The sequence below is a fragment of the Flavobacterium succinicans genome (assembly GCF_001662485.1).
Taxonomy (GTDB): domain Bacteria; phylum Bacteroidota; class Bacteroidia; order Flavobacteriales; family Flavobacteriaceae; genus Flavobacterium; species Flavobacterium succinicans_A.
The window spans coordinates 19611-40264 of record NZ_JMTM01000012.1; the positions used below are offsets into that span (position 1 = coordinate 19611).

The 20654-nt window shown below is 36.1% G+C and carries 16 protein-coding genes; 1 reads left to right on the top strand and 15 read right to left on the bottom strand.

All coding sequences use genetic code 11. The features are described from left to right. Nucleotides 1-79: 79 nt before the first annotated feature. The 15 genes from kynU to FLB_RS01620 form a co-directional block, all read right to left on the bottom strand. Nucleotides 80-1369, bottom strand: a complete 1290-nt coding sequence (gene kynU, locus FLB_RS01545; RefSeq protein ID WP_064714212.1) for a kynureninase — start codon at nt 1367-1369, stop codon at nt 80-82. A gap of 731 nt (nt 1370-2100) precedes the next feature. After that, nucleotides 2101-3150, bottom strand: a complete 1050-nt coding sequence (gene queA, locus FLB_RS01555) for a tRNA preQ1(34) S-adenosylmethionine ribosyltransferase-isomerase QueA (protein ID WP_064714214.1) — start codon at nt 3148-3150, stop codon at nt 2101-2103. Nucleotides 3151-3346: 196 nt separating this feature from the next. Then, entirely contained in the window at nt 3347-4591 is a 1245-nt protein-coding gene (gene aroA / locus FLB_RS01560) for a 3-phosphoshikimate 1-carboxyvinyltransferase (RefSeq protein WP_064714215.1), read from the bottom strand. 107 nt (nt 4592-4698) lie between these two features. Further along, nucleotides 4699-5025: a nucleotide pyrophosphohydrolase gene (locus FLB_RS01565; protein ID WP_064714216.1), complete on the bottom strand. Its 327-nt coding sequence runs from the start codon at nt 5023-5025 to the stop codon at nt 4699-4701. 73 nt (nt 5026-5098) lie between these two features. Beyond that, nucleotides 5099-7087 (bottom strand): DUF3857 domain-containing protein, encoded by a 1989-nt coding sequence (locus tag FLB_RS01570; protein ID WP_064714217.1) that lies wholly within the window; start codon nt 7085-7087, stop codon nt 5099-5101. After that, the gene (locus tag FLB_RS01575; RefSeq protein ID WP_064714218.1) at nt 7087-9108 is read right to left on the bottom strand and encodes a DUF3857 domain-containing protein; all 2022 of its coding nucleotides are present in this window, start codon (nt 9106-9108) and stop codon (nt 7087-7089) included. The genes FLB_RS01570 and FLB_RS01575 overlap by 1 nt, the downstream gene beginning before the upstream one ends. Before the next feature lie 3 nt (nt 9109-9111). Then, nucleotides 9112-11025: a DUF3857 domain-containing protein gene (locus FLB_RS01580; protein ID WP_064714219.1), complete on the bottom strand. Its 1914-nt coding sequence runs from the start codon at nt 11023-11025 to the stop codon at nt 9112-9114. A gap of 136 nt (nt 11026-11161) precedes the next feature. Beyond that, complete coding sequence (dtd, locus tag FLB_RS01585) at nt 11162-11614, bottom strand: D-aminoacyl-tRNA deacylase (RefSeq protein ID WP_064714220.1); 453 nt, start codon at nt 11612-11614, stop codon at nt 11162-11164. A gap of 133 nt (nt 11615-11747) precedes the next feature. After that, nucleotides 11748-12725: a ribosome small subunit-dependent GTPase A gene (gene rsgA, locus FLB_RS01590; protein WP_064714221.1), complete on the bottom strand. Its 978-nt coding sequence runs from the start codon at nt 12723-12725 to the stop codon at nt 11748-11750. Between the two features lie 130 nt (nt 12726-12855). After that, on the bottom strand, nt 12856-13938 hold the full coding sequence (locus FLB_RS01595) for a bifunctional 3-deoxy-7-phosphoheptulonate synthase/chorismate mutase type II (protein ID WP_064714222.1): 1083 nt from the start codon (nt 13936-13938) through the stop codon (nt 12856-12858). A gap of 44 nt (nt 13939-13982) precedes the next feature. Continuing rightward, the gene (locus FLB_RS01600; RefSeq protein ID WP_064714223.1) at nt 13983-14840 is read right to left on the bottom strand and encodes a prephenate dehydrogenase; all 858 of its coding nucleotides are present in this window, start codon (nt 14838-14840) and stop codon (nt 13983-13985) included. 100 nt (nt 14841-14940) lie between these two features. Continuing rightward, nucleotides 14941-16086: a pyridoxal phosphate-dependent aminotransferase gene (locus FLB_RS01605; RefSeq protein ID WP_064714224.1), complete on the bottom strand. Its 1146-nt coding sequence runs from the start codon at nt 16084-16086 to the stop codon at nt 14941-14943. A 37-nt stretch (nt 16087-16123) separates the two neighbouring features. Continuing rightward, on the bottom strand, nt 16124-16969 hold the full coding sequence (locus FLB_RS01610; RefSeq protein ID WP_064714225.1) for a prephenate dehydratase: 846 nt from the start codon (nt 16967-16969) through the stop codon (nt 16124-16126). Nucleotides 16970-17307: 338 nt separating this feature from the next. Further along, nucleotides 17308-18234 (bottom strand): M28 family peptidase, encoded by a 927-nt coding sequence (locus FLB_RS01615; protein ID WP_064714229.1) that lies wholly within the window; start codon nt 18232-18234, stop codon nt 17308-17310. Between the two features lie 16 nt (nt 18235-18250). After that, entirely contained in the window at nt 18251-19501 is a 1251-nt protein-coding gene (locus tag FLB_RS01620) for a dicarboxylate/amino acid:cation symporter (RefSeq protein ID WP_064714226.1), read from the bottom strand. A gap of 163 nt (nt 19502-19664) precedes the next feature. Between FLB_RS01620 and gldA the strand changes: the two genes are divergently transcribed. Beyond that, nucleotides 19665-20561 carry a gliding motility-associated ABC transporter ATP-binding subunit GldA gene (gene gldA / locus FLB_RS01625; protein ID WP_064714227.1) on the top strand — a complete coding sequence of 299 codons (897 nt, stop codon included), beginning with the start codon at nt 19665-19667 and terminating at the stop codon, nt 20559-20561. Nucleotides 20562-20654: the final 93 nt, after the last annotated feature.

Sequence of the window (20654 nt, forward strand, 5' to 3'; positions counted from 1 at the left end):
GGTTTTCTATCTGTTAGTCACATTTCTAAAAAAAAAGTCGGTTAAATTACTCTAACCGACTTTTTTATTTAGGTTTATCCTATTTTTGAAGAATCCCTTGTTTCAGTATTTGCCCAAAACGATACATATCTTCATAGGAAGTATACAAAGGCACTGGCGCTAAACGAATTACATTCGGTTCTCTCCAATCAGTAATCACCCCGTTTTTCATCAAATAGTCGAACAAACTACGTCCTTCACCGTGCAGAAAAACCGATAATTGCGAAGCGCGTTCCTCAGGATTACTCGGAGTAATTATTTCAAAAGTACTTTCTACTTCTTTATCAATTTCATGCAAAATAAATTCCAAATATGAAGTGATATGGTCACGCTTTGCAATTAATGCCTCCATCCCCACTTCGTCAAATAAATGAACCGAAGCCAAATAAGGGGCTAAGGATAAAATCGGCAAGTTACTAATTTGCCAACCATCGGCTCCGTGAACAGGATCAAATTGAGGCTCCATTTTGAAACGTCTTTCTTTGTTATGTCCCCACCAACCCGCAAATCTAGACAAAGTGCTGTCGTTGTGATGTTTTTGATGCACAAAACAACCCGAAGCATTTCCGGGACCGGAGTTCATGTATTTGTAACTGCACCAAGCGGCAAAATCTACCTCCCAATCGTGAAGTTCTAGTTTGATGTTTCCTGCAGCGTGTGCTAAGTCCCATCCTACTTTTGCCCCTACTCGATGACCGGCAGCAGTGATGGTTTTGATATCAAAAACTTGTCCGGTGTAATAGTTTACCCCGCCAATTAATACTAAGGCCAACTCCTCGCCTACTTCGTTTATTTTACTAATAATATCTTCTAGTCGAATGTTGTGTTCTCCTTCTCGACGTTTAATTTCGACTATGGCATCGTTTGGATTGATTCCACTGTTTTGTGCATGGAATTGCACTTGACTCTGAAACATATATTGGTCAGAAGGAAAGGCTTTTTCTTCGCAAATGATTTTATAGCGTTTCGCAGTAGGTCGGTAAAAAGAAACCATCAACAAGTGAAGATTGACCGTTAGGGTATTCATCACCGTTACTTCGCTTGACAATGCGCCCACAATTTTGCTCAATGGTGCTGCAAAGCGTTCGTGATAATCCCACCAAGGTTTGTCGGCGTAGAAATGACCTTCGACGGCTAGATTGGCCCAATCGTTCATTACTTCATCAACATAGGTTTTGGTTCTTTTGGGCTGTAATCCAAGAGAGTTTCCGGTAAAATAAATTACTTTTTGATTATTGACTTGCGGGAAAATAAATTCGTTTTGGTAGCTTCTCAACGAATCTTGTGCATCTAATTGCTGTGCAAATTCGAGTGTATTTTTGAAATTCATAAGTGTTGTTTTGAGGGGTAAATGTACTAAAAACCTAAAATCTATTACTTATTTGTAAAAAAATCTACAAGAATGTTTTTTGCTAAAATTGATTGTGTTTTTAGATTGGAAAATTTAAACATATGAGACATAGAAGTTTTTTAGTATGATGGTTAAGGAACCATAGAAGGCATTAAAGGACATAAAAGTTTGGAGTGGAAAATATTTCAATCGTTGTAATTTGTAGTGAAGATTTGAACATATGAGCCATAGAAGGTTTTTAGTAAGATGATTATGGAACCATAGAAGGCATTAAAGGACATAAAAGTTTGGAGTGGAAAATATTTAATCGTTGTAATTTGTATTGAAGATTTAAACATATGAGACATAGAAGTTTTTTAGTATGATGGTTATGGAACCATAAAAGGCATTAAAGGACATCTAAGTTGTTGCTATTGTATGTAATTGCGGAAAATTAATTTGTCTTTTTTAGCTGTGAAAATCTTTGTTGAAGAAAGTATGCTTTTCAAGCAAAAAAAGTGTTTTGAAAAGGAGTTGCGTTAGGGATGGTAATGGAAATAAAGAGCACTGGCGCTATAGTATTGCCCTAACGAGGAAGCGACCAACGGAAGCTCCCGCAGTAGGAGCAATAGTTAGCGCCAGTGCTCTTTATTGTAATGTACAGCCCGTAATACGCCCAAAAAAAAATCTCGCCATTGCTGACGAGATTGATTGCATCTATTTTATGTGATTTAAAGAATCAACATAGCATCTCCGTAAGAGTAAAATTTGTATCCTTCTTTGATGGCTTCATCGTAAGCTTTTCTCATTAAATCATGACCACAAAAAGCAGAAATCATCATCAATAATGTTGATTTTGGTGTATGAAAATTGGTAATCATACAAGTGGCAATACTAAAATCGTGTGGTGGAAAAATAAATTTATTGGTCCAACCATCAAACGGATTTAAGGTGTTTTGAGAAGAAACGGAACTTTCTACCGCACGCATGGACGTAGTTCCTACGGTACAAATACGTTTTTTTCTTGCTTTGGCATCATTCACGATATCACAGGCTTCTTGCGTGATTTTTAGTTCCTCAGAATCCATTTTGTGCTTAGACAAATCTTCTACTTCTACTGGATTGAAAGTTCCCAAACCTACGTGAAGCGTAACCTCAGCAAACTTAACACCTTTGATTTCTAATCGTTTTAATAAATGTTTAGAGAAGTGTAATCCCGCAGTTGGTGCGGCTACAGCTCCTTCTTCTTTAGCATAAATAGTTTGGTAACGGTCTGCATCTTCTGGAGTTACCTCTCTGTTGATGTATTTTGGGATTGGTGTTTCTCCCAATTCTGTCAATTTATTTCTGAATTCTTCATAAGAACCGTCGTATAAAAAACGAAGGGTTCTACCACGAGAAGTTGTATTGTCAATCACCTCAGCTACTAAAGAGTCGTCGTCACCAAAATACAATTTGTTTCCGATACGGATTTTACGGGCTGGGTCTACCAATACATCCCATAATCTTTGTTCTGCATTTAATTCTCTCAACAAGAACACTTCGATTCTAGCTCCAGTTTTTTCTTTATTTCCATACAAACGTGCTGGAAAAACTTTGGTATTGTTCAAGATTAAAACATCGCCATCATCAAAATAATCAATCACATCTTTGAACATTTTGTGCTCAATGGTTTGTTTTTTTCTATCGATTACCATCAAACGAGATTCGTCTCTGTTTTCTGCAGGGAATTCGGCTAAAAGTTCTTTCGGTAAATTGAAGTTAAAGTGGGATAATTTCATATTTGAGTATTAATATATTAGCAGTAAGTATTAAGACCTATTTGGCTTAATAAAAATCTGGCTGCAAATATACGACTGAGAGATAGGCGTTGTCAAGTGTTTTGGTGTTTATTTTGTTTATTACCACAACGACGGGCATTTACAAACTTTTACCTTTGTAAAACTCCATACAAAAAACGATAAAACCGAGTAGAAATTAGATTTCAGTACATTGAAATCCTAAGCTTTGTAAATCTGACCAAAAATCAGGATACGACTTAGATACGACCTCTGCATTGTTGATGATAATAGGAACTCGCAAAGCTAAAGGAGCAAAAGCCATAGCCATACGATGATCGTTATAGGTATCTATCGCGATATTTGGCAAAATAGATTTAGAAGGTTCCAAAGTCAAACTATCATTAGTAACAGTAATGGCGGCGCCTAATTTTGTTAGTTCGATTCGCAGCGCCTCTAAGCGATCCGTTTCTTTAATTTTTAAGGTATGAAGTCCCGTCAAATGACATCCTATGCCAAGTCCCAAACAAGTAACAACAATAGTTTGCGCAATATCTGGTGTATTATTTAAATCGAAAGTAACCGATTGATACTCGAAATTAGGTTGTTTCACTAAGGTCAGTTGGTTTGCTTCAAAACGAGCTTCGACTCCCATTTTGGCGTAGATTTCAACCAAAGCCGAATCGCCTTGTAAACTTGATTCTTTATAGCTGCTCAATACGATAGCAGCTTCGTTCGACAAAGCTGCCAAACTGAAAAAGTAAGACGCAGAACTCCAATCGGATTCTACTGTTACCGTTTGCTGTTTTGAGTTTGTGGTTAAAGGTTTGACTGTGATGACATTTTCTTCGAATTTGGTTTCAACACCAATTTCGTTCAGCAAAGCCAAGGTCATTTTGATGTAAGGAACAGAAGTAATTTCGCCAACCAATGTCAATTCGATTCCGTTTTCTAGTTTTGGAGCCACTAGCAAAAGTGCCGAAATGTATTGACTACTTACATTAGCAGGAATACTCACTTTGGATTGGGTTATTTTTTGCCCTTTGATTCGGATAGGTGGGAATCCTACTTCTTTCTCGTAAGCTATCTGAGCACCTAATTGTTGCAAGGCTTCCACCAATACTTTTATGGGACGCTCCGTCATACGCTGAGAGCCTGTCAAAACCACTTCTTTTCCTTCGCTTACTGCAAAAAAAGCCGTTAAGAAACGCATAGCAGTTCCAGCGTGATGAATATCTATAAGTTGGGAATCCGTATTTGAAAATTGTGCATTCTGCAAGGCTTTGGTCATCACTTCCGAATCATCAGAATTGGAAGTATTTTCCAATACTAGATTGGGATACAATGCCTGCAACAATAACAATCTATTGGTTTCGCTTTTGGAACCAGTGATCGAAATAGTAGCCTTGATATTAGAAATTGCAGAATGTAGTTGTAAATTCATAGCTTTATAAAAGGTGTTGTGAGCTGTGCCTTGTATTACCGCTCCAATATTTTTTGGGGTGCAATTTACAATTCACAACTCACAATTCACAATTTAGCCTTCACTAATTATTTTAGTTTTTCGTTGTTTTTGTGACGATTTTTATCTCGCTCCGATTTCAAATCCATTTTTTTATCAAAAGCGGCTTGTAAATCGATACCCGTTTGGTTGGCCAAACACAATACTACAAAAACTACATCGGCCAATTCTTCGCCTAAATCTTTGTTTTTATCGCTTTCTTTCTCGGACTGTTCTCCATAACGGCGAGCGATGATTCGAGCTACCTCGCCTACTTCTTCGGTGAGTTGTGCCATATTGGTCAATTCGTTGAAATAACGAACGCCGTGTTCTTTAATCCAGTTATCTACGTCTAGTTGTGCATTCTTGAGATTCATAATAGCTTATTTTGCTTCAAAGGTAACTAAAGTCTATAATGTTTGGAAGGATTGATAGTCGAAACAAAGACGACTAAGCTTTTTTCAAGACGATTTTTTCGTTCAATTTATCGATGGTTCTTTGAAAAAACTCTTTCAACATTTCATAATAATCTGCGGCAACAATTACTTTATTTATTTGACTGCTTACCACTACCTGCAATATATTTCCATCTAATTTGGCATTATATGAAAAACTAGCCAAATTATCTTGCGCTTCAAGCTTTATAGGTACAAGCAAGTTCTCCAAAATATACCCTTGAGGTATCTCAATGCTAATAATGAATTTCTCTTGTTTTGTAGGTCCAAAATAGATGGGTAATTTTCTGTCTTGAGTTGTAAATGGATTCTTCAATTCTTTCAAAAACAACAAAGGATTGAGGTACATTTTATTTTCAATAATATCAAAAGAATGAACCATTTCAAAAGAATAAGCCTCCAACACTGGCTTAGACAAATCTGTTTTAAGATTTGTTATACTATAATCTGATATAGTTAAGCCATTATGTTTACTTTCTATTTTTTCAATTTGCGCTTCTGTTGTACCACCTACATTCATTTCTCTAAAAGCTAGCGCTTCAAAATCGGTCTTTTGGTTTTTATAGTTCCCTTTTATCACTCCATTTGCATCTATTTTGACATTTATTCCAAAAATACTTTTAGAAAGTGCGGTATCTGTTAGTTTTATTTCTGTAGAATTTCCATCTGATTGAACCGCTCTCCCCGACCAGTTCACTAAGAACAATGGATAAATATTTGGGGCAGTAAATTTACTAGCCGCGTCTAACAAATAACTTTTGCCATCTGCGATTACAGAAACCATCACATAATTAAAACCGGTTCGTCCTGGAAAAACTGAAACCCCATTATCGATGGTACTTGCTAAGACGGGGCTTGCATTTAAGCCTGCTAAATTTAACATATTAACAAGAATAAAGTTAATCTCGGCCACATTTCCACTAGAAGCCTCGTATGCTTTCTCTACCCCTTTATCCACGTAGACCCCAAACGTTTTATCCCAACTCATTTTTTGTTGCACGTGTTTGAAAATAGCTTCCATTTTTTCTGTTTGCGTCGTTTTCCAATCGAGAAAGCGACTAACATGAGGGACAAAATATTTGGCTTTTAGTAGTTCTTCTCCAAATTCTTTTTCCTTAAATATAGTCTTCGAGACTCCTTCCCACGTTATAGAATAGTCTTTATCTGGTTTGTCTGTGTATCGAACTCTTTCTAATTCTTGCTGAATTTTTGATGTATAATTTTCAATGTTGTTGATGAAAATTTCCTCATGCAAGGCTGGTACATTTTGCACCGCATATTTAGTGTTTATTTGTGTAAAGTTTAAATAGGACAAATTACGAAACTCATTTTCAAAAGAACAGGATCCTTTTGTGATTTCATTGGTTGAATTCACCTCAACATAACCATTTTGTATACTCTTGTATAGGTACATTTCTGGAATTTCGGTAGTGTATTCAAAGTTATTTACAGGAATATTGTATTGGATAATCATGTCTGGGAATTTAAAAATATTCTCCGATTTGTGTACATATTTAAATTCAATTACCGAACCTACTTTCACATTAGGTAAAGTGACGCTAGTTTTTTTCCAATATCTATTAATTTTTTCAACAAAACTTCCTTCGCTGGTAAGTTTTGTCTTTGAAATTTTATCTTGATCCAAATTATAAGTAACCGCATCTGAAAACTTAATCACATCGGGCGTCAATTCTTCATATCCTATATAATAGGGTACTACAAAAGTGGCCCATTTCAGCCCTTCTTTTTTATAAATTTTAATTCTATATTTAACTTCATGATTCGCAATAAATCCCGCTTTGACAGAATATGTAAAAAACGTTCTTGCTTTTTTGAACAAAACTGCTGCTACTGCTGACGTATCTGTGGGGTGTTGTTTTTCTTGAAGTTCTTCGACTGTAACTTTTCCTAATTGAAAATCTTGAGCCTTGCCTTTTATTGCAAAACTCAAGACAAATAAAAATATGACTACTTTCCTATTCATTAAGCTTTTTTCAAGACAATTTTTTCGTTTTCCTTTTCGATCATTTTTTGGTAATATTCTTTTAGCATTTCATAATAATCAGAAGCTACGATTGGCACTTTTATTTGATGCTGCACCGAAAGTTGAATCATATTTCCATTCACATTAGTCAAAAATTTAAAACCTCCTATGTCATCGTGCATCACTATGTTTACTGGCGCTGGAACACTTTCTACAACATATCCTTCAGGAATTTGAATATTTACTGCATATCGATCCATAAAAGGAAAACTATAATCTATGGGATATTCTCTAGTTTCTTGTTTAAAAGGATTCTCTTTATAAGTATAGAAAAGTAAAGGGTTGATGTAGATTTTATCCTGAATAACTTCACATAAATTAGAACCTGTAAAAGAAAAAACTTCACTCACTGGCAAATGCAGTTCTTTCTCATTATTTCTTTTATAATCTTCGATTTCAATTTTCCCGTTTTCGTTTTCTAATTTCTCCAAATAAGTATCTTGATTTTCTCCATTCACACGATTTCTATACAACATGGCATTGTAATTGGTAAATTGTCTTTGCATTTTTCCTCTAATTTTTCCAGAGGGTTCCACTGCATAGCTCATCGTTATCGCATCGTTAGACAATGTTTTTGGCATCAAATCTACTTCAGAGGAAGATCCGTCTTTTCTAATTAAGCGCCCCATCCAATTTAGATCACGGGTAGGCAATACGTTTGGTATAGCATTAGCTGCGGTAGCATCAAGTAACACCAATCCGTTAGGAAGTTCTATGGCTGCAATAACATAATCAAATGCTGTTCTACTAGGAAATATCGCAATACCGTTATCTCTTGTACTAACCAAAACAGGATTAGCCTCTAAACCTGCAAAACGTAACATAGCCGTAAGCATTAAGTTAATATCTCCCACATTACCTGTTTTATTTTTGAAGGCCGTTCTTACGCCTTGCTCACAATAAAATCCATAAAAACCATTCCATTTTACATTGTTTTTTACATATGTAAATATTGCTGCTGTTTTTTCTTCTGGAGAATTTAATGGCGCAATTAAGGCTTTTATTTCATCTTCAAAATAGCCTGTTTTATTCAACTCAGGACCAAAGTCTTCGTAATCGTAAATTGTTTTTACTACCGAATTCCAATCGGTTGCAAAAGATTTTATGGGCTCACTAGGGAATTGAATCGTTGCTAATTCCTGCACCAAACTAGCCGTATAGTTATCAATATTATTTACAAAACTCTCATTTTTCATTGCTGGAAGATGCTCTGTAACATAAGTCGTAACAGTCTCCATATACGTATACGTATCATTAGAATAAGAGGTTGTGGATGAGTTAAAGGCAGAGCCATGAGACCTTTCTTTGGAAGTAATAGTGATGGATTTACTATTCTTCACTGCATTTATTTTGGGCGTAATAAAACCTTTTGTTGTAGTATTATAAGTATAATACTCCGGAATTGCGGTCTTATATTCGCAATAATTTACTGGAATAGCAGTTTGAAAATCCCAATCTCTAGGGTGCACTTTATTGGGGGTCTTTATGGTGTATTCGTATTCTATCACGGAGCCTTCTTTTACATTAGGCATCGTGATTTTTTTTCTGTTCCAATATTTATTAGTCTTTTCAACAAAAATACCATCGCTTTTTAATTTTGTTTTCTCTATTTTTCCATTGACTAAGTTATATGTTACCGCCTCCGAAAAATCGAGAAACTCTTTAGGTGACGAATCTATTGAATAAATTATAGCCTTGTTAGCCCAATCGTACCCTTCTTTCTTATAAATCTTAATTCGAAATTTCACAACAGTTTGTAACATAAAACCATTCTCTACAGAATATTCTAAGGAAGTTTTTCCTTTTTTAAATAATATGGCCGCTACCGCCGAAGAATCTTTAGGATGATGTTTCTCCTCAAGTTCTGCAATTGAAACTTTGCCTAACTCAAAATTTTGTGCTACGCCATCAAGATTCAAAAATAAGAAAAGCAATGCCATGAGAATTTTGGTAATTTTCATAAGTTAAAGGGGTTTGGTTAAAACTATTTTAGTGTTATCGTTCTGGCTCACTTGATCCATAAATAGGCGGTATTCATCATACTCTTTGTTGCTATATTTTCCTGTATTTATCAACAAAACTCTTTTATAGATTAAAGTATGAGCTTCTTTTTTAACCAATGAAATGGAATAAGTTCCAAATTTGGTTTTGCTCTCAAAGGCTGGTGGAATAAATTCTAAAGCAAAACCTGAAGGTAAATGGATGGTAATTTCATCCTCGTCATAAAATCCACGCGCGATTTCAAAAGGTGTTTTTCGGTTTCTAATTCGTTTAACCCCACCTGAAAATCGATTAAAGGCGTTCACTGTCACCATCATTTTATCGGCAGTGAATGTTCCATATTTTGTGGCAGATAACTTGGCATTTTGCGTAAAACGAATCTCTTGTTTATTGTTCTCTTGGGTGATTTTTTCTATTTTCAAATTATTGATCTCATCCCAAAACTCTTTATAATACTTTTCTTTTTGATCAGGCAGCATGTGCTCCACTTTCTCCTTATCTCCATACTGCGTTCCTTGAGAAATCATTTCAATTTCCCCAGAAAAATCTCCATTAGCTGCTATCGTAAAGGATCCTTTACTCAATTGCGAGTTCTCATTCGCCGTATAAATTTTGGTATGCACAATTTGTCCACCCTCTGGCTTAATCATCAAAACATCTCGGTCGTCTGTAAAATCGGCTTGGTACCCAAAAGGATCGGTTTGACTGGTACATTCTAACCAAGTATATTGATTGCCAACAGGAATCGTCAGAATGATGTGATTGCCTTGCATCGAAACAAAATCGGCATCGATATTAATTCGCTTTCTATCGCCAAACAAAATGGTATAATAAGAAGGCACATCAACGGCTTTTAATAAGGCTTGAGTATAGTTGGTCAATGCTTTACAGTCTCCATACCCGAGTCGATCTACATCTGAAGCCAACATAGGTTTCCATCCACCGATGCCTACTTGAACACTGATATAACGAACTTTTTGCTGTACATAATCATATACTATTCTGGCCTTTTTTATAGGATCTTGTTCTGTTCCTACCCACTCTTTTATTTTAGCAACAGTTGTTGAAGGCAAATCAATTGTTCCTGACAAAATTTTGCTAGAATACCACTTACCAAAATCTTCCCAGGTTTTGGCATTTCCATCAACCCCTTCAAGATGAAAAGATTCTAATCCTAAAATTACTCTAGGCAAAATATCATAAAAATATGGACTAAAATCCTCATGCTTCATTGCTACCAAATTTGAAGCCGTATAACTCAGCTGAGTGGCTGTGTCGATTGTTTTTTGAATATTTCTATTAGAAAAATTGCTTTCTTTTTTCTTAAAGCCTAAATTTTCTGGAAAGGTTACGTTTAATACACTTTTTTCGACACTCAATAAATAATCGGTTATGGGAAACCATTGCGGGATAAAAGCGGTGGTAGAGGTTTCTGTTTCGCATTCAAAAATCATAGTAAACGGATAACTGATCGGGGTGTAATCTAAATACAGCACTCGATTATCCGAAAAAAGAGTACCGCCATCAACCGCGCTATGATCTTTAAAATCTTTTCGCTTAAACTTTTTTAGTTCATTCCCCGCTGCATCTAATATAATGGCTTGTATACTTGAAATACTTGTTGATTTATCATAATGCGCATAAGCATCCAAAGCACTTACACCTGCTTCATTTAGTACCGTGACTACTTGTTTACTTTTAATCACCATTTCCCGTTGAGAAAGAATATCAATACTAAGCTCACTCCATCTAAGCACTGCATTTGCATTGGTTTTTAAACTATCCGGAATAGATGTAACGGGAAATTTTACTTCTTGCGCTGAAAGACTATTTAGCGCAAAACACATCAAAAACAATACAATAAACTTAAATTTCATAAAAGATATAGGGTTAAAAAAAATAAAAAGCATAAAAAAAACCTCAACAGCTTCCCGTTGAAGTATTTATAATAGATTTGTCTTCTTTAATTTGTGGTACTCAAATATATTGTTATTCTTGAAATAAAAAAACAAATTATTCCCTATTTTTTGAATCGATCTGTATTGTTACCGGCCCATCATTTAACAATAAAACCTTCATATCCGCACCAAAAATACCCGTGGGGACTTTTTTTTCCAATTTTAATTCTAGCGCTTTTACAAAACGTTCATACATAGGAATGGCAATATCAGGTTTTGCGGCTTTCATATATGAAGGGCGATTCCCCTTTTTAGTCGCCGCGTGAAGTGTAAACTGACTGACCACAAGCACATCGCCACCAATATCTTGAATAGAAAGGTTCATTACCTCATTTTCATCACCAAAAATGCGAAGCTGTGTAATTTTGGTGACTAACCAATCCAAATCTTCTTGGATATCGGCTTCTTCGATTCCAACAAAAACCAATAGCCCTTTTTGGATTTCGGCTACTACTTTGCTCTCAACTGTTACTGAGGCATTAGTTACTCTTTGGATTACAACTCTCATAGCCCCCTAACCCCCAAAGGGGGAATTATAACGTGAATAAATAAAATCAATCATATCTAAAAAGACTTAAGAAGCATCTATAACAAAAATTTAAACACCCTTTTAGAGTTCCCCTTTCGGGGGCTAAGGGGCTTTACTCCCTCGTTTTATCACTAGCTTTTCTATCTTCATCGTACACATCGGTGCGGTAATGTTCGTCGTCGCCTTCAAGGATTTTAAGGTAACTATTGTAACGTGACCAAGCAATTTCATCCTTATCTAAAGCCGCTTTTATTGCACAATGTGGTTCTTCTTTATGCAAACAATTGTTGAACTTGCATTGTTCTTTCAATCTAAAAAACTCAGGAAAATAATCGCTAATTTCTTGAGGTTCCATATCTACAATTCCAAATCCTTTGATACCTGGTGTATCAATAATACTAGCATCAAAAGACAAATCATACATCTCTGCAAAAGTAGTGGTATGCTGACCTTGCTTGCTTTGCTCGGAGATATTCTTGGTTTTCAAATCCAAGGTGGGCTCCAAAGCATTAACCAAAGTCGATTTCCCAACACCCGAATGCCCCGAGAACATACTTGTTTTACCTATCATTAATTCCTTCAATGCTTCAACCCCTTTTCGTTCAGCTGCCGAAACGCGCAAACATTGATATCCAATTTCCTGATAAACGTGCTGCATATACAATTGGTCATCTAAGGTAACATCGTCTAAAGTATCTATTTTGTTAAAAACCAAAATAGTCTCAATACCATAGGCTTCGGCAGTAACCAAAAATCTATCGATAAAACTAAACGTAGTTGGAGGATTGTTGATGGTAATCAACAGAAAAACACGGTCGATATTGGCCGCAATAATGTGCATTTGATGCGACAAATTCACTGATTTTCGAACAATGTAATTCTTACGGTCGTGAATATGATGAATCGTCCCGGTAATAGTATCTGATGTTTCTTCTTGTTCATAATCCACCATATCGCCTACTGCAATGGGATTGGTACTTTTAATGCCTTTCATTCGGAACTTCCCTTTCATTCTGCACTCTATAAAATCTCCTTGCTCGGATTTCACGGTGTACCAACTTCCTGTAGATTTATAAACGGTTCCTGTCATTTTCAGATTTTAGATTTAACTGTTTGCAAAGATAATTGAATTTAGACGACTCATAACAAACAAAAATCCCAAAACAAAGGTCTTGGGATTTAAATCAGAAATTAAAAAAACTAAGCGTTATGAAATTCTTTTACGAATTCAATACTTTATCTTGTTTGTTGATACTTTCTTGGTGAATCGCTTTGAACATTTTTAAAACAAACTCTTCCGAAAGTCCTTTCTTTTCTCCTTCCAAAATCATTCTTCCTAAAATTTCATTCCAACGATTGTTTTGCAAAACCGCTACGTTCGCTTCTTTTTTAACCTGACCAATTTCTAAAGCCACTTTCATTCTTTTGCTCAAAAGGTCCAATAAATTAGCATCTAAAACATCGATATTCGCTCTTAATTTACTCATTTTAGACATAAATTCATCTGAAACATCAACCTGTTTTCTTACTCTCAAATCTTTGAAAATTTGTTTCAAAGCATCTGGCGTTACTTGTTGCGCAGCATCACTCCAAGCGTTATCAGGGTCTGTGTGTGTTTCGATAATCATTCCGTCATAATTCAAATCCAAAGCTTCTTGCGTTACTTCAAGGATCATATCACGATTTCCTGTAATATGAGAAGGGTCGATAATCAAAGGCAAATCTGGGAATTTGTTTTGCAATTCAATCGCAATTTGCCATTCTGGAATGTTTCTGTATTTTGTTTTTTCGTAAGTAGAAAAACCACGGTGAATCACCCCTAATTTTTCAATTCCAGCCATATGCAAACGCTCTACACCACCTAACCACAAAGCTAAATCTGGGTTCACTGGATTTTTAATCAAAACGATTTTGTCTGTCCCTTTCAAGGTATCTGCAATTTCTTGAACCGCAAACGGATTGGCCGTAGTACGTGCCCCAACCCACAACACATCAATATCATTTTCTAATGCCAATTTACAGTGTGCAGCAGTAGCTACTTCGGTTCCCATCAATAAACCTGTTTCTGCTTTGGCTTTTTTCAACCATTTCAATCCTATTTCTCCAACACCTTCAAATCCACCTGGACGCGTTCTTGGTTTCCAAATTCCAGCTCTAAACACACTTACATCAGAATCTTTCAATTCGTGTGCAATTTTCAATACTTGCTCTTCTGTTTCGGCGCTACAAGGTCCTGCTATCACCAATGGATGCGTCAAATTGAACGCTTCCAACCAATTTCTCATTTCTTTTTTATTTTCCATCTTATTCTTTGTTTATTGTTTATTTTTCGTTGTTTATTGTTCTTCTACTTTGAAGGACTCATCCCATTCAAAATTTCTTTTATTTTATTCACACTCTGCATTTCATCAAAAATCGCCTCATATTCTTCGCTTTTTAATAAGTCTTTGAACTGCGTCAAATTGGCGATGTACTCCTCCAAACTTTTCACCACGTGCTTTTTATTTTGTTTAAAAATAGGCGTCCACATCGCAGGTGAACTCTTGGCTAAACGCACGGTACTCTCAAAACCAGAACCCGCCATATCGAAAATATCTTGTTCGTCTTTCTCTTTATTGATAACTGTTTTCCCCAACATAAATGAACTAATATGCGACAAATGCGACACATAAGCAATGTGTTTATCGTGCGACTTCGGGTCCATATATCGAATGCGCATTCCTAACTCTTTGAACAATTCGATGGCTTTTTCTTGTAGCTTAAAGGTCGTTTTCTCCACCTCACAAATGATATTTGTTTTCCCTTGAAACAAGCCTTTTATAGCCGCTGATGGTCCCGAAAATTCCGTTCCAGCAATAGGATGCGTGGCAATATAATTTCTTCTTCTTGGATGATTGGCTACCGCTTCACAAATAGGTAATTTGGTAGAACCCACTTCAAAAACAATAGTATTTTCGCCAATATGGTCCAAAACTTCGGGCAACACTTGCAACGCCACATCCACAGGAACCGAAACAATAACATAATCCGCATCGGCCAAATCCTGCATCGTAGCGGCTTTCTCCACAACCCCAAGCGCCATCGCCTCTTGCAAATGGGCTTCATTTTTATCCATTCCGTAAATAGTCGCTTCTGGGTGTACCGCTTTTATATCCAACACCATCGAACCTCCAATCAAACCTATTCCTATTACGTGTATATTCATTATTATTTTTATTATTAGCTAATCCTGCTATCTGCTATATCTATTGTGGCGAACCCCGCCACAATAGGATGCCGCTACTATCAGGGCTAGGTATTATCTGCTAAAAACGACGAATCGCTTCTTCAATTTTTTCTTCTTTTACACACAAAGCAAATCGGATGTACCCTTCGCCATTCGAACCAAAAATAGTTCCTGGTGTAATAAAGATGTATTTCTCATACAGTATCTTATCAATAAAATCTTCTGCCGATGTTATTCCTGCTGGAAGTTTCGCCCAAACAAACAATCCCACTCCTTCTTTGTACACCTCACAACCCAATTTCTCCGCCAATGCTTCGGTTAAAATTCTGCGTTTTGCGTAAATCGCATTCATTTCGTCGAACCAAGAAGCCTCACTCTGCAATGCTGCAATAGCCCCTTTTTGAATGCCGTAAAACATTCCACTATCCATATTACTTTTTACTTTCAATACCGCATCAATGCAGGCAGCATTTCCAGAAACCATTCCTACACGCCATCCCGCCATATTAAAGGTTTTAGACAACGAATTCAGCTCCAACGCTACTTCTTTCGCCCCTTCAACTTGCAACAAACTCATAGGTTGGTCGTTCAAAACAAAACTATACGGATTATCGTTGACCAATAGAATGTTGTGTTTTTGCGCAAAAGCCACCAGTTTTTCAAACAAAGCCAAATTCCCTCTCGCGCCTGTAGGCATATGCGGATAGCCAATCCACATCAATTTTACTTTAGACAAATCCATTTTTTCCAAAGCCTCAAAATCTGGTTCCCAATTGGTACTTTCTTTTAAATCATAATATAGTGGCACCGCACCTACTAAATTGGTTACCGAAGTATAGGTCGGATACCCTGGATTTGGAATCAAAACGCCATCACCTTCATTCAAAAACGCTAATGAAATGTGCATAATTCCTTCTTTGGAACCCATCAAAGGCAAAATTTCAGTGGTGCTATTTAGGGTTACTTGGTAATTGCGCTCATAAAAGTCGGCCATCGCTTGTCTCAATTCTGGCAAACCTTGATAGCTTTGATACTGATGTGCATTTTCGTCTTGCATTGCAGCAGTCATTGCAGCAATAACAGCAGGAGCAGGTTTTAAATCTGGACTACCTATTCCCATATTGATTACAGGTTTTCCTTCGGCGGCCAATTGGCGTACTTCTCTCAACTTTGAGGAGAAGTAATATTCTTCAACTATCGCTAAACGTTGGGCTGTTGTTATCATTTTTTTAGCTTTATTCTAAATTGGAATTTTTTATTTTCTAGTTTGGAGATTCAAGTAATGGCTTTGTATTTTTATATTCACCCAAAACTTTAAAATAATGCGCCATAATCGAAACTAATGCTTTCGCCTTGGCGTAATCTTCATATTTTTCGAAAGTCACATCTACAAAAAAAGAATACTTCCAAGGTGTTTCTATTTTCGGTAAGGATTGTATTTTGGTTAAATTGAGTTTACAATCGCTCATCACATTCAAAACAGCGGCTAAACTTCCGCGTTTATGGTCCAATTCAAACTTGATGGAGGCTCTATTAATCTCCTCTTCGGAAACAAAAGAATTCTCTTTCTTGAGAATCACAAAACGAGTCATATTGTTGTCGATGGTTTGAATCGATGGTGCTATAATCTCTAAATTATACATTTCGGCAGCCGTTATACTAGCAATTGCTGCAATTCCTTTGATTTGATTTTCGTGGATTCTGCGAGCCGTTTCTGCCGTATCTTTATCTTCAACTAATTTGATATTGGGATATTTTTTTAAGAAATCCATACATTGTAATAATGCCATGGGATGTGAATGTACTTCTTGAATATCCTCGATTTTCTGTCCAGGTAAGGCCATTAAATTTTGAATAATATCCAAATAATGTTCCCCTATAATGTGCAAATTATTCTTGTCAATAAGTGCATAATTTGGAATAATCGGTCCAGCAATGGAGTTTTCGATAGCCATTACCGCTTGTTCACTATTCCCTTTCAATAAGCTGTCTACTAATTCTTCAAAGGACAAACATTCATCTACTATCACATTTTGATAGAAATAATCTTTGGCCACTTGATGGTGAAATGAACCTTTTATCCCCTGAATTGCAATTTTTGTTTCCATATAGTCAAAAAAAAATCCTGATTTTCATCAGGATTGTATTGTAGTTTTATTTGTTGTTTTTTCTTTCAAATAACCATAGCACAATCCTTACTCCCTAAAGAAGAAATAAAAAGTGTAGCTAAAATAAAAACGGTTATTCAACATTTGTGTTCTGATTTTCAGTAAATTCTTTGGCAAAGATAAAAAACTTATTTTAAAATAGTCAAAAAAAATACACAAATCTCTAACAAAAAAGAATTTCTTTGTGAAATTGACTTTCAATTAACAATTCAACAAAAATATTCACAGAGAAGCCTGTTTTTTTATAGATACTTCTCATTGAATTTGACGCAACAAAACTATTTTTTCTTCTTAGGCACTCTTGATGGCGTATCTTTTCCACTAATAATGGTTTGCGAACTGATAGCAATTGACTTAATAATCTCTGTCATATTATCCATATCCAAAGTGCTTACTTCATCACTCAATTTATGATAATTTGGTTCGATATCCATTTTTGAAGTAGAAATAGTATGCGCTGGAACCCCTAAAGCAGCTAATGTAGCATTATCGGAACGGTAAAACAATTGTTCTTGAGGATAAGGGTCTTGATAAAAATTAAATCCAGAACCCACTAAATTCTTTTGCAAAATTGTCCCAAAATCAGAGCGTTCGAATCCTGTAATATAGGCTGAGTTTTTGCCCCATTTACTCTCCGTTCCGATCATTTCTATATTGAACATCGCCACGACTTCATCTGCATTGATGGAATTTGAGAAAAAAGAAGATCCGTAACCTCCAGTTTCTTCACCAGTAAATGCTACAAAAATGAGTGTTCGCGCATTATCGTTTTTCTTTTTAAAATATTCTGCCAAAGTAATTACCGCTGTAATTCCTGAAGCATCATCATTGGCTCCATTATAGATTTTGTCAACACCAGATTCTTCCATTCCTAAATGGTCGTAATGTCCTGAAAAAATAACATATTCATTTGGTTTTGATTTCCCTGGTATCATCCCAATTACATTATTAGCCTTTTTGCCTTTAATCAAAAAATCTTGGCTATAGGACGTCAATTCTTTATAGTAAGTCAACCCAATGCGTTTGAATTCGCCTTCGATAAAAGCCGATGCTTTCTCGATTCCTGGTGTAAACATCCCACGTCCTTCCATGGCATCCGAAGCCAATTCCGTTTCAATACGAGTAACCTCACCTTGTTGAATCCCACTTTGAGCATGAGCGATGACTCCTAAAAGCATGAACAGTCCTAAACTAATTTTTTTCATTTTGTATGATTTTGATTTAATTGATTTCATTTTGTCCCAAAAGCCATTTTTTACCTTCCACGATTCTGGTCACCATCATTGCCGATATTAAATCGCCATTGGCATTGAGCAAAGTCGCCATGGGATCGACAAGTGTACCAATAATCATGGCTGCTGGCAAAGCTTGTTCCATTGGAAAACCATAAATGGTGATGGCTAAAATCTCTCCGATATAACCTCCATTTGGAATCCCACCTTCTACTACCGAAACGATAATCGTTATACCAATAGCTGTTAGAATCGTAATCGGATCTGTAAAATCCTTACCAAAAATAGCAAAAATCACCGCTATTTTCACAATAGATGACATACTAGAACCATCTTTATGCAAAGGCGCTCCGAGCGGAATCACGACATTACGAATATACGATGGGATTTTCATTTGCGTTGCTCCTTCAAGATTGGCAGGAATGGTCGCGATACTGCTGCAGGTTCCGATGGCCGTAAAGGAAGGCGTAATGTTGTTTTTCCAAAATACTTTCACGCCTAATAAACCTCCAGAAAAATAAGCATAAAAGGTAAAAAACACGATGAAGTAAAAAGCGCATGTGCCATAATACACCGCCAATGGCTTGGCATAAGCTCCAAAAAGCTGAGGCCCAAAAATCCCGACCTGATACGCAAAGTAAGCGCCTAGTCCAATTGGAGCTCCTTTCATGATGATGACAAGCAATTGTTTCATCACCTCATTGGCGGACTGCAAAAATCGAGCAAAGTCCTTCCCTTTTTCGCCAGCATTCAAAGTGGCAAAACCCATTAAAAAAGAAAAAAAGATCAAAGCTAACATGTTTTTACGAGACAAAATTTCGTAAAAATCATTCACTGTTAACAACTTAGTAACGGGCGAATCTGTTGTGCTTTCATGAGCCATCGCCAAAGAAGATTTTGCTAAAAAAACGGCTTGATCCAAAGGAAAAAGTAAAACACCAATCACCATAACTATGGCAGAAATGATTACCGTACTCAAAAAGACTAGCAAAACGATTCCGAAGAGTTTACCAAGTTTTTCGGTTTTTTGCAAATTGGCAATAGAAGCCGCAATGGTAAAGAAAACCAAAGGAATAATCGCTGTAAATAAAAGATTCAAAAAAATATCACCCAAAGGTTTAATGACCTCAACGTCTTTACCAAAAAGTAATCCAGCGATACTTCCAAGTATAATTCCACCCAAAAGGAATAGGATACTGCTATAATTTTCTAAAAAAGAATTTGATTTATGCTCACTCATGATAAAATGTTTTGAGTAAATATATAAATATTAGCCCATTGTGCTATAAAAAAAACAAATTGGCTCAAGATAAAAGCCTAAAATGGAACAATATTTTTCATACCACCCAAAGAAACTTCCATAGCTTGGTTTTTCTGTTTACTTTTGCAACAAAACCATGATCATGTCAATAGAAGTTACAAATTTATCCAAAAGTTACGGTGCTCAAAAAGCCTTAGATTCGATTACATTTTCAGTAAAAAAAGGAGAAATTGTTGGTTTTTTAGGCCCAAATGGTGCTGGAAAATCTACTTTGATGAAAATCTTGACTACTTATCTAGCGGCTGATGAAGGCGAAGCGCTAGTAAATGATAAAAATGTCATTTCGGACACCAAAGAAGTCCAAAAAATCATTGGTTATTTACCAGAGCACAATCCGTTGTATTTGGATTTGTATGTTAGAGAATATCTGGCTTTTAATGCCGATGTGTACAAAGTACCCTCCTCTCGCATTCAAGAAGTAATTGAATTGACAGGATTAACACCCGAAAGTCATAAAAAAATAGGCCAACTCTCTAAAGGATATCGCCAACGTGTTGGATTAGCCAATGCCTTATTGCACAATCCAGAGGTTTTAATTTTAGACGAACCCACAACAGGTTTAGATCCTAACCAATTAGTCGAGATTCGAAATGTGATTAAAAACGTGGGGAAAGACAAAACCGTTTTTCTGTCTACTCATATTATGCAAGAAGTAGAAGCCATCTGCGACCGTGTCATTATTATTGATAAAGGCAAAATTGTTGCCGACAAAAAATTAGAAATTTTGATTGCAGCCGACAAAGAACAAGTCATAGAAGTGGAATTTGATTTAAAAGTCACCGAAGACCAAATCAATACCATTCCACATTTAAAATCATTCATCAAAAACAATGATTATCTATGGGAACTGACTTTTTTATCGAGTCAAGATATGCGTCCAACGGTATTTGATTTTGCCCACGACAACGGCTTAAAAACCTTGCAACTCAACCAGAAAAACAAAAACTTAGAAGCGGTATTTAGGGAGATTACGAAGTAGTCCTTAGTGAGGAGTAGTAAATAGTGAATGCCAAAAAAGGTTTAATAGTCAAAAATAGTTGGTAAAAATGCTGCAAAGCATTATAAAATATGA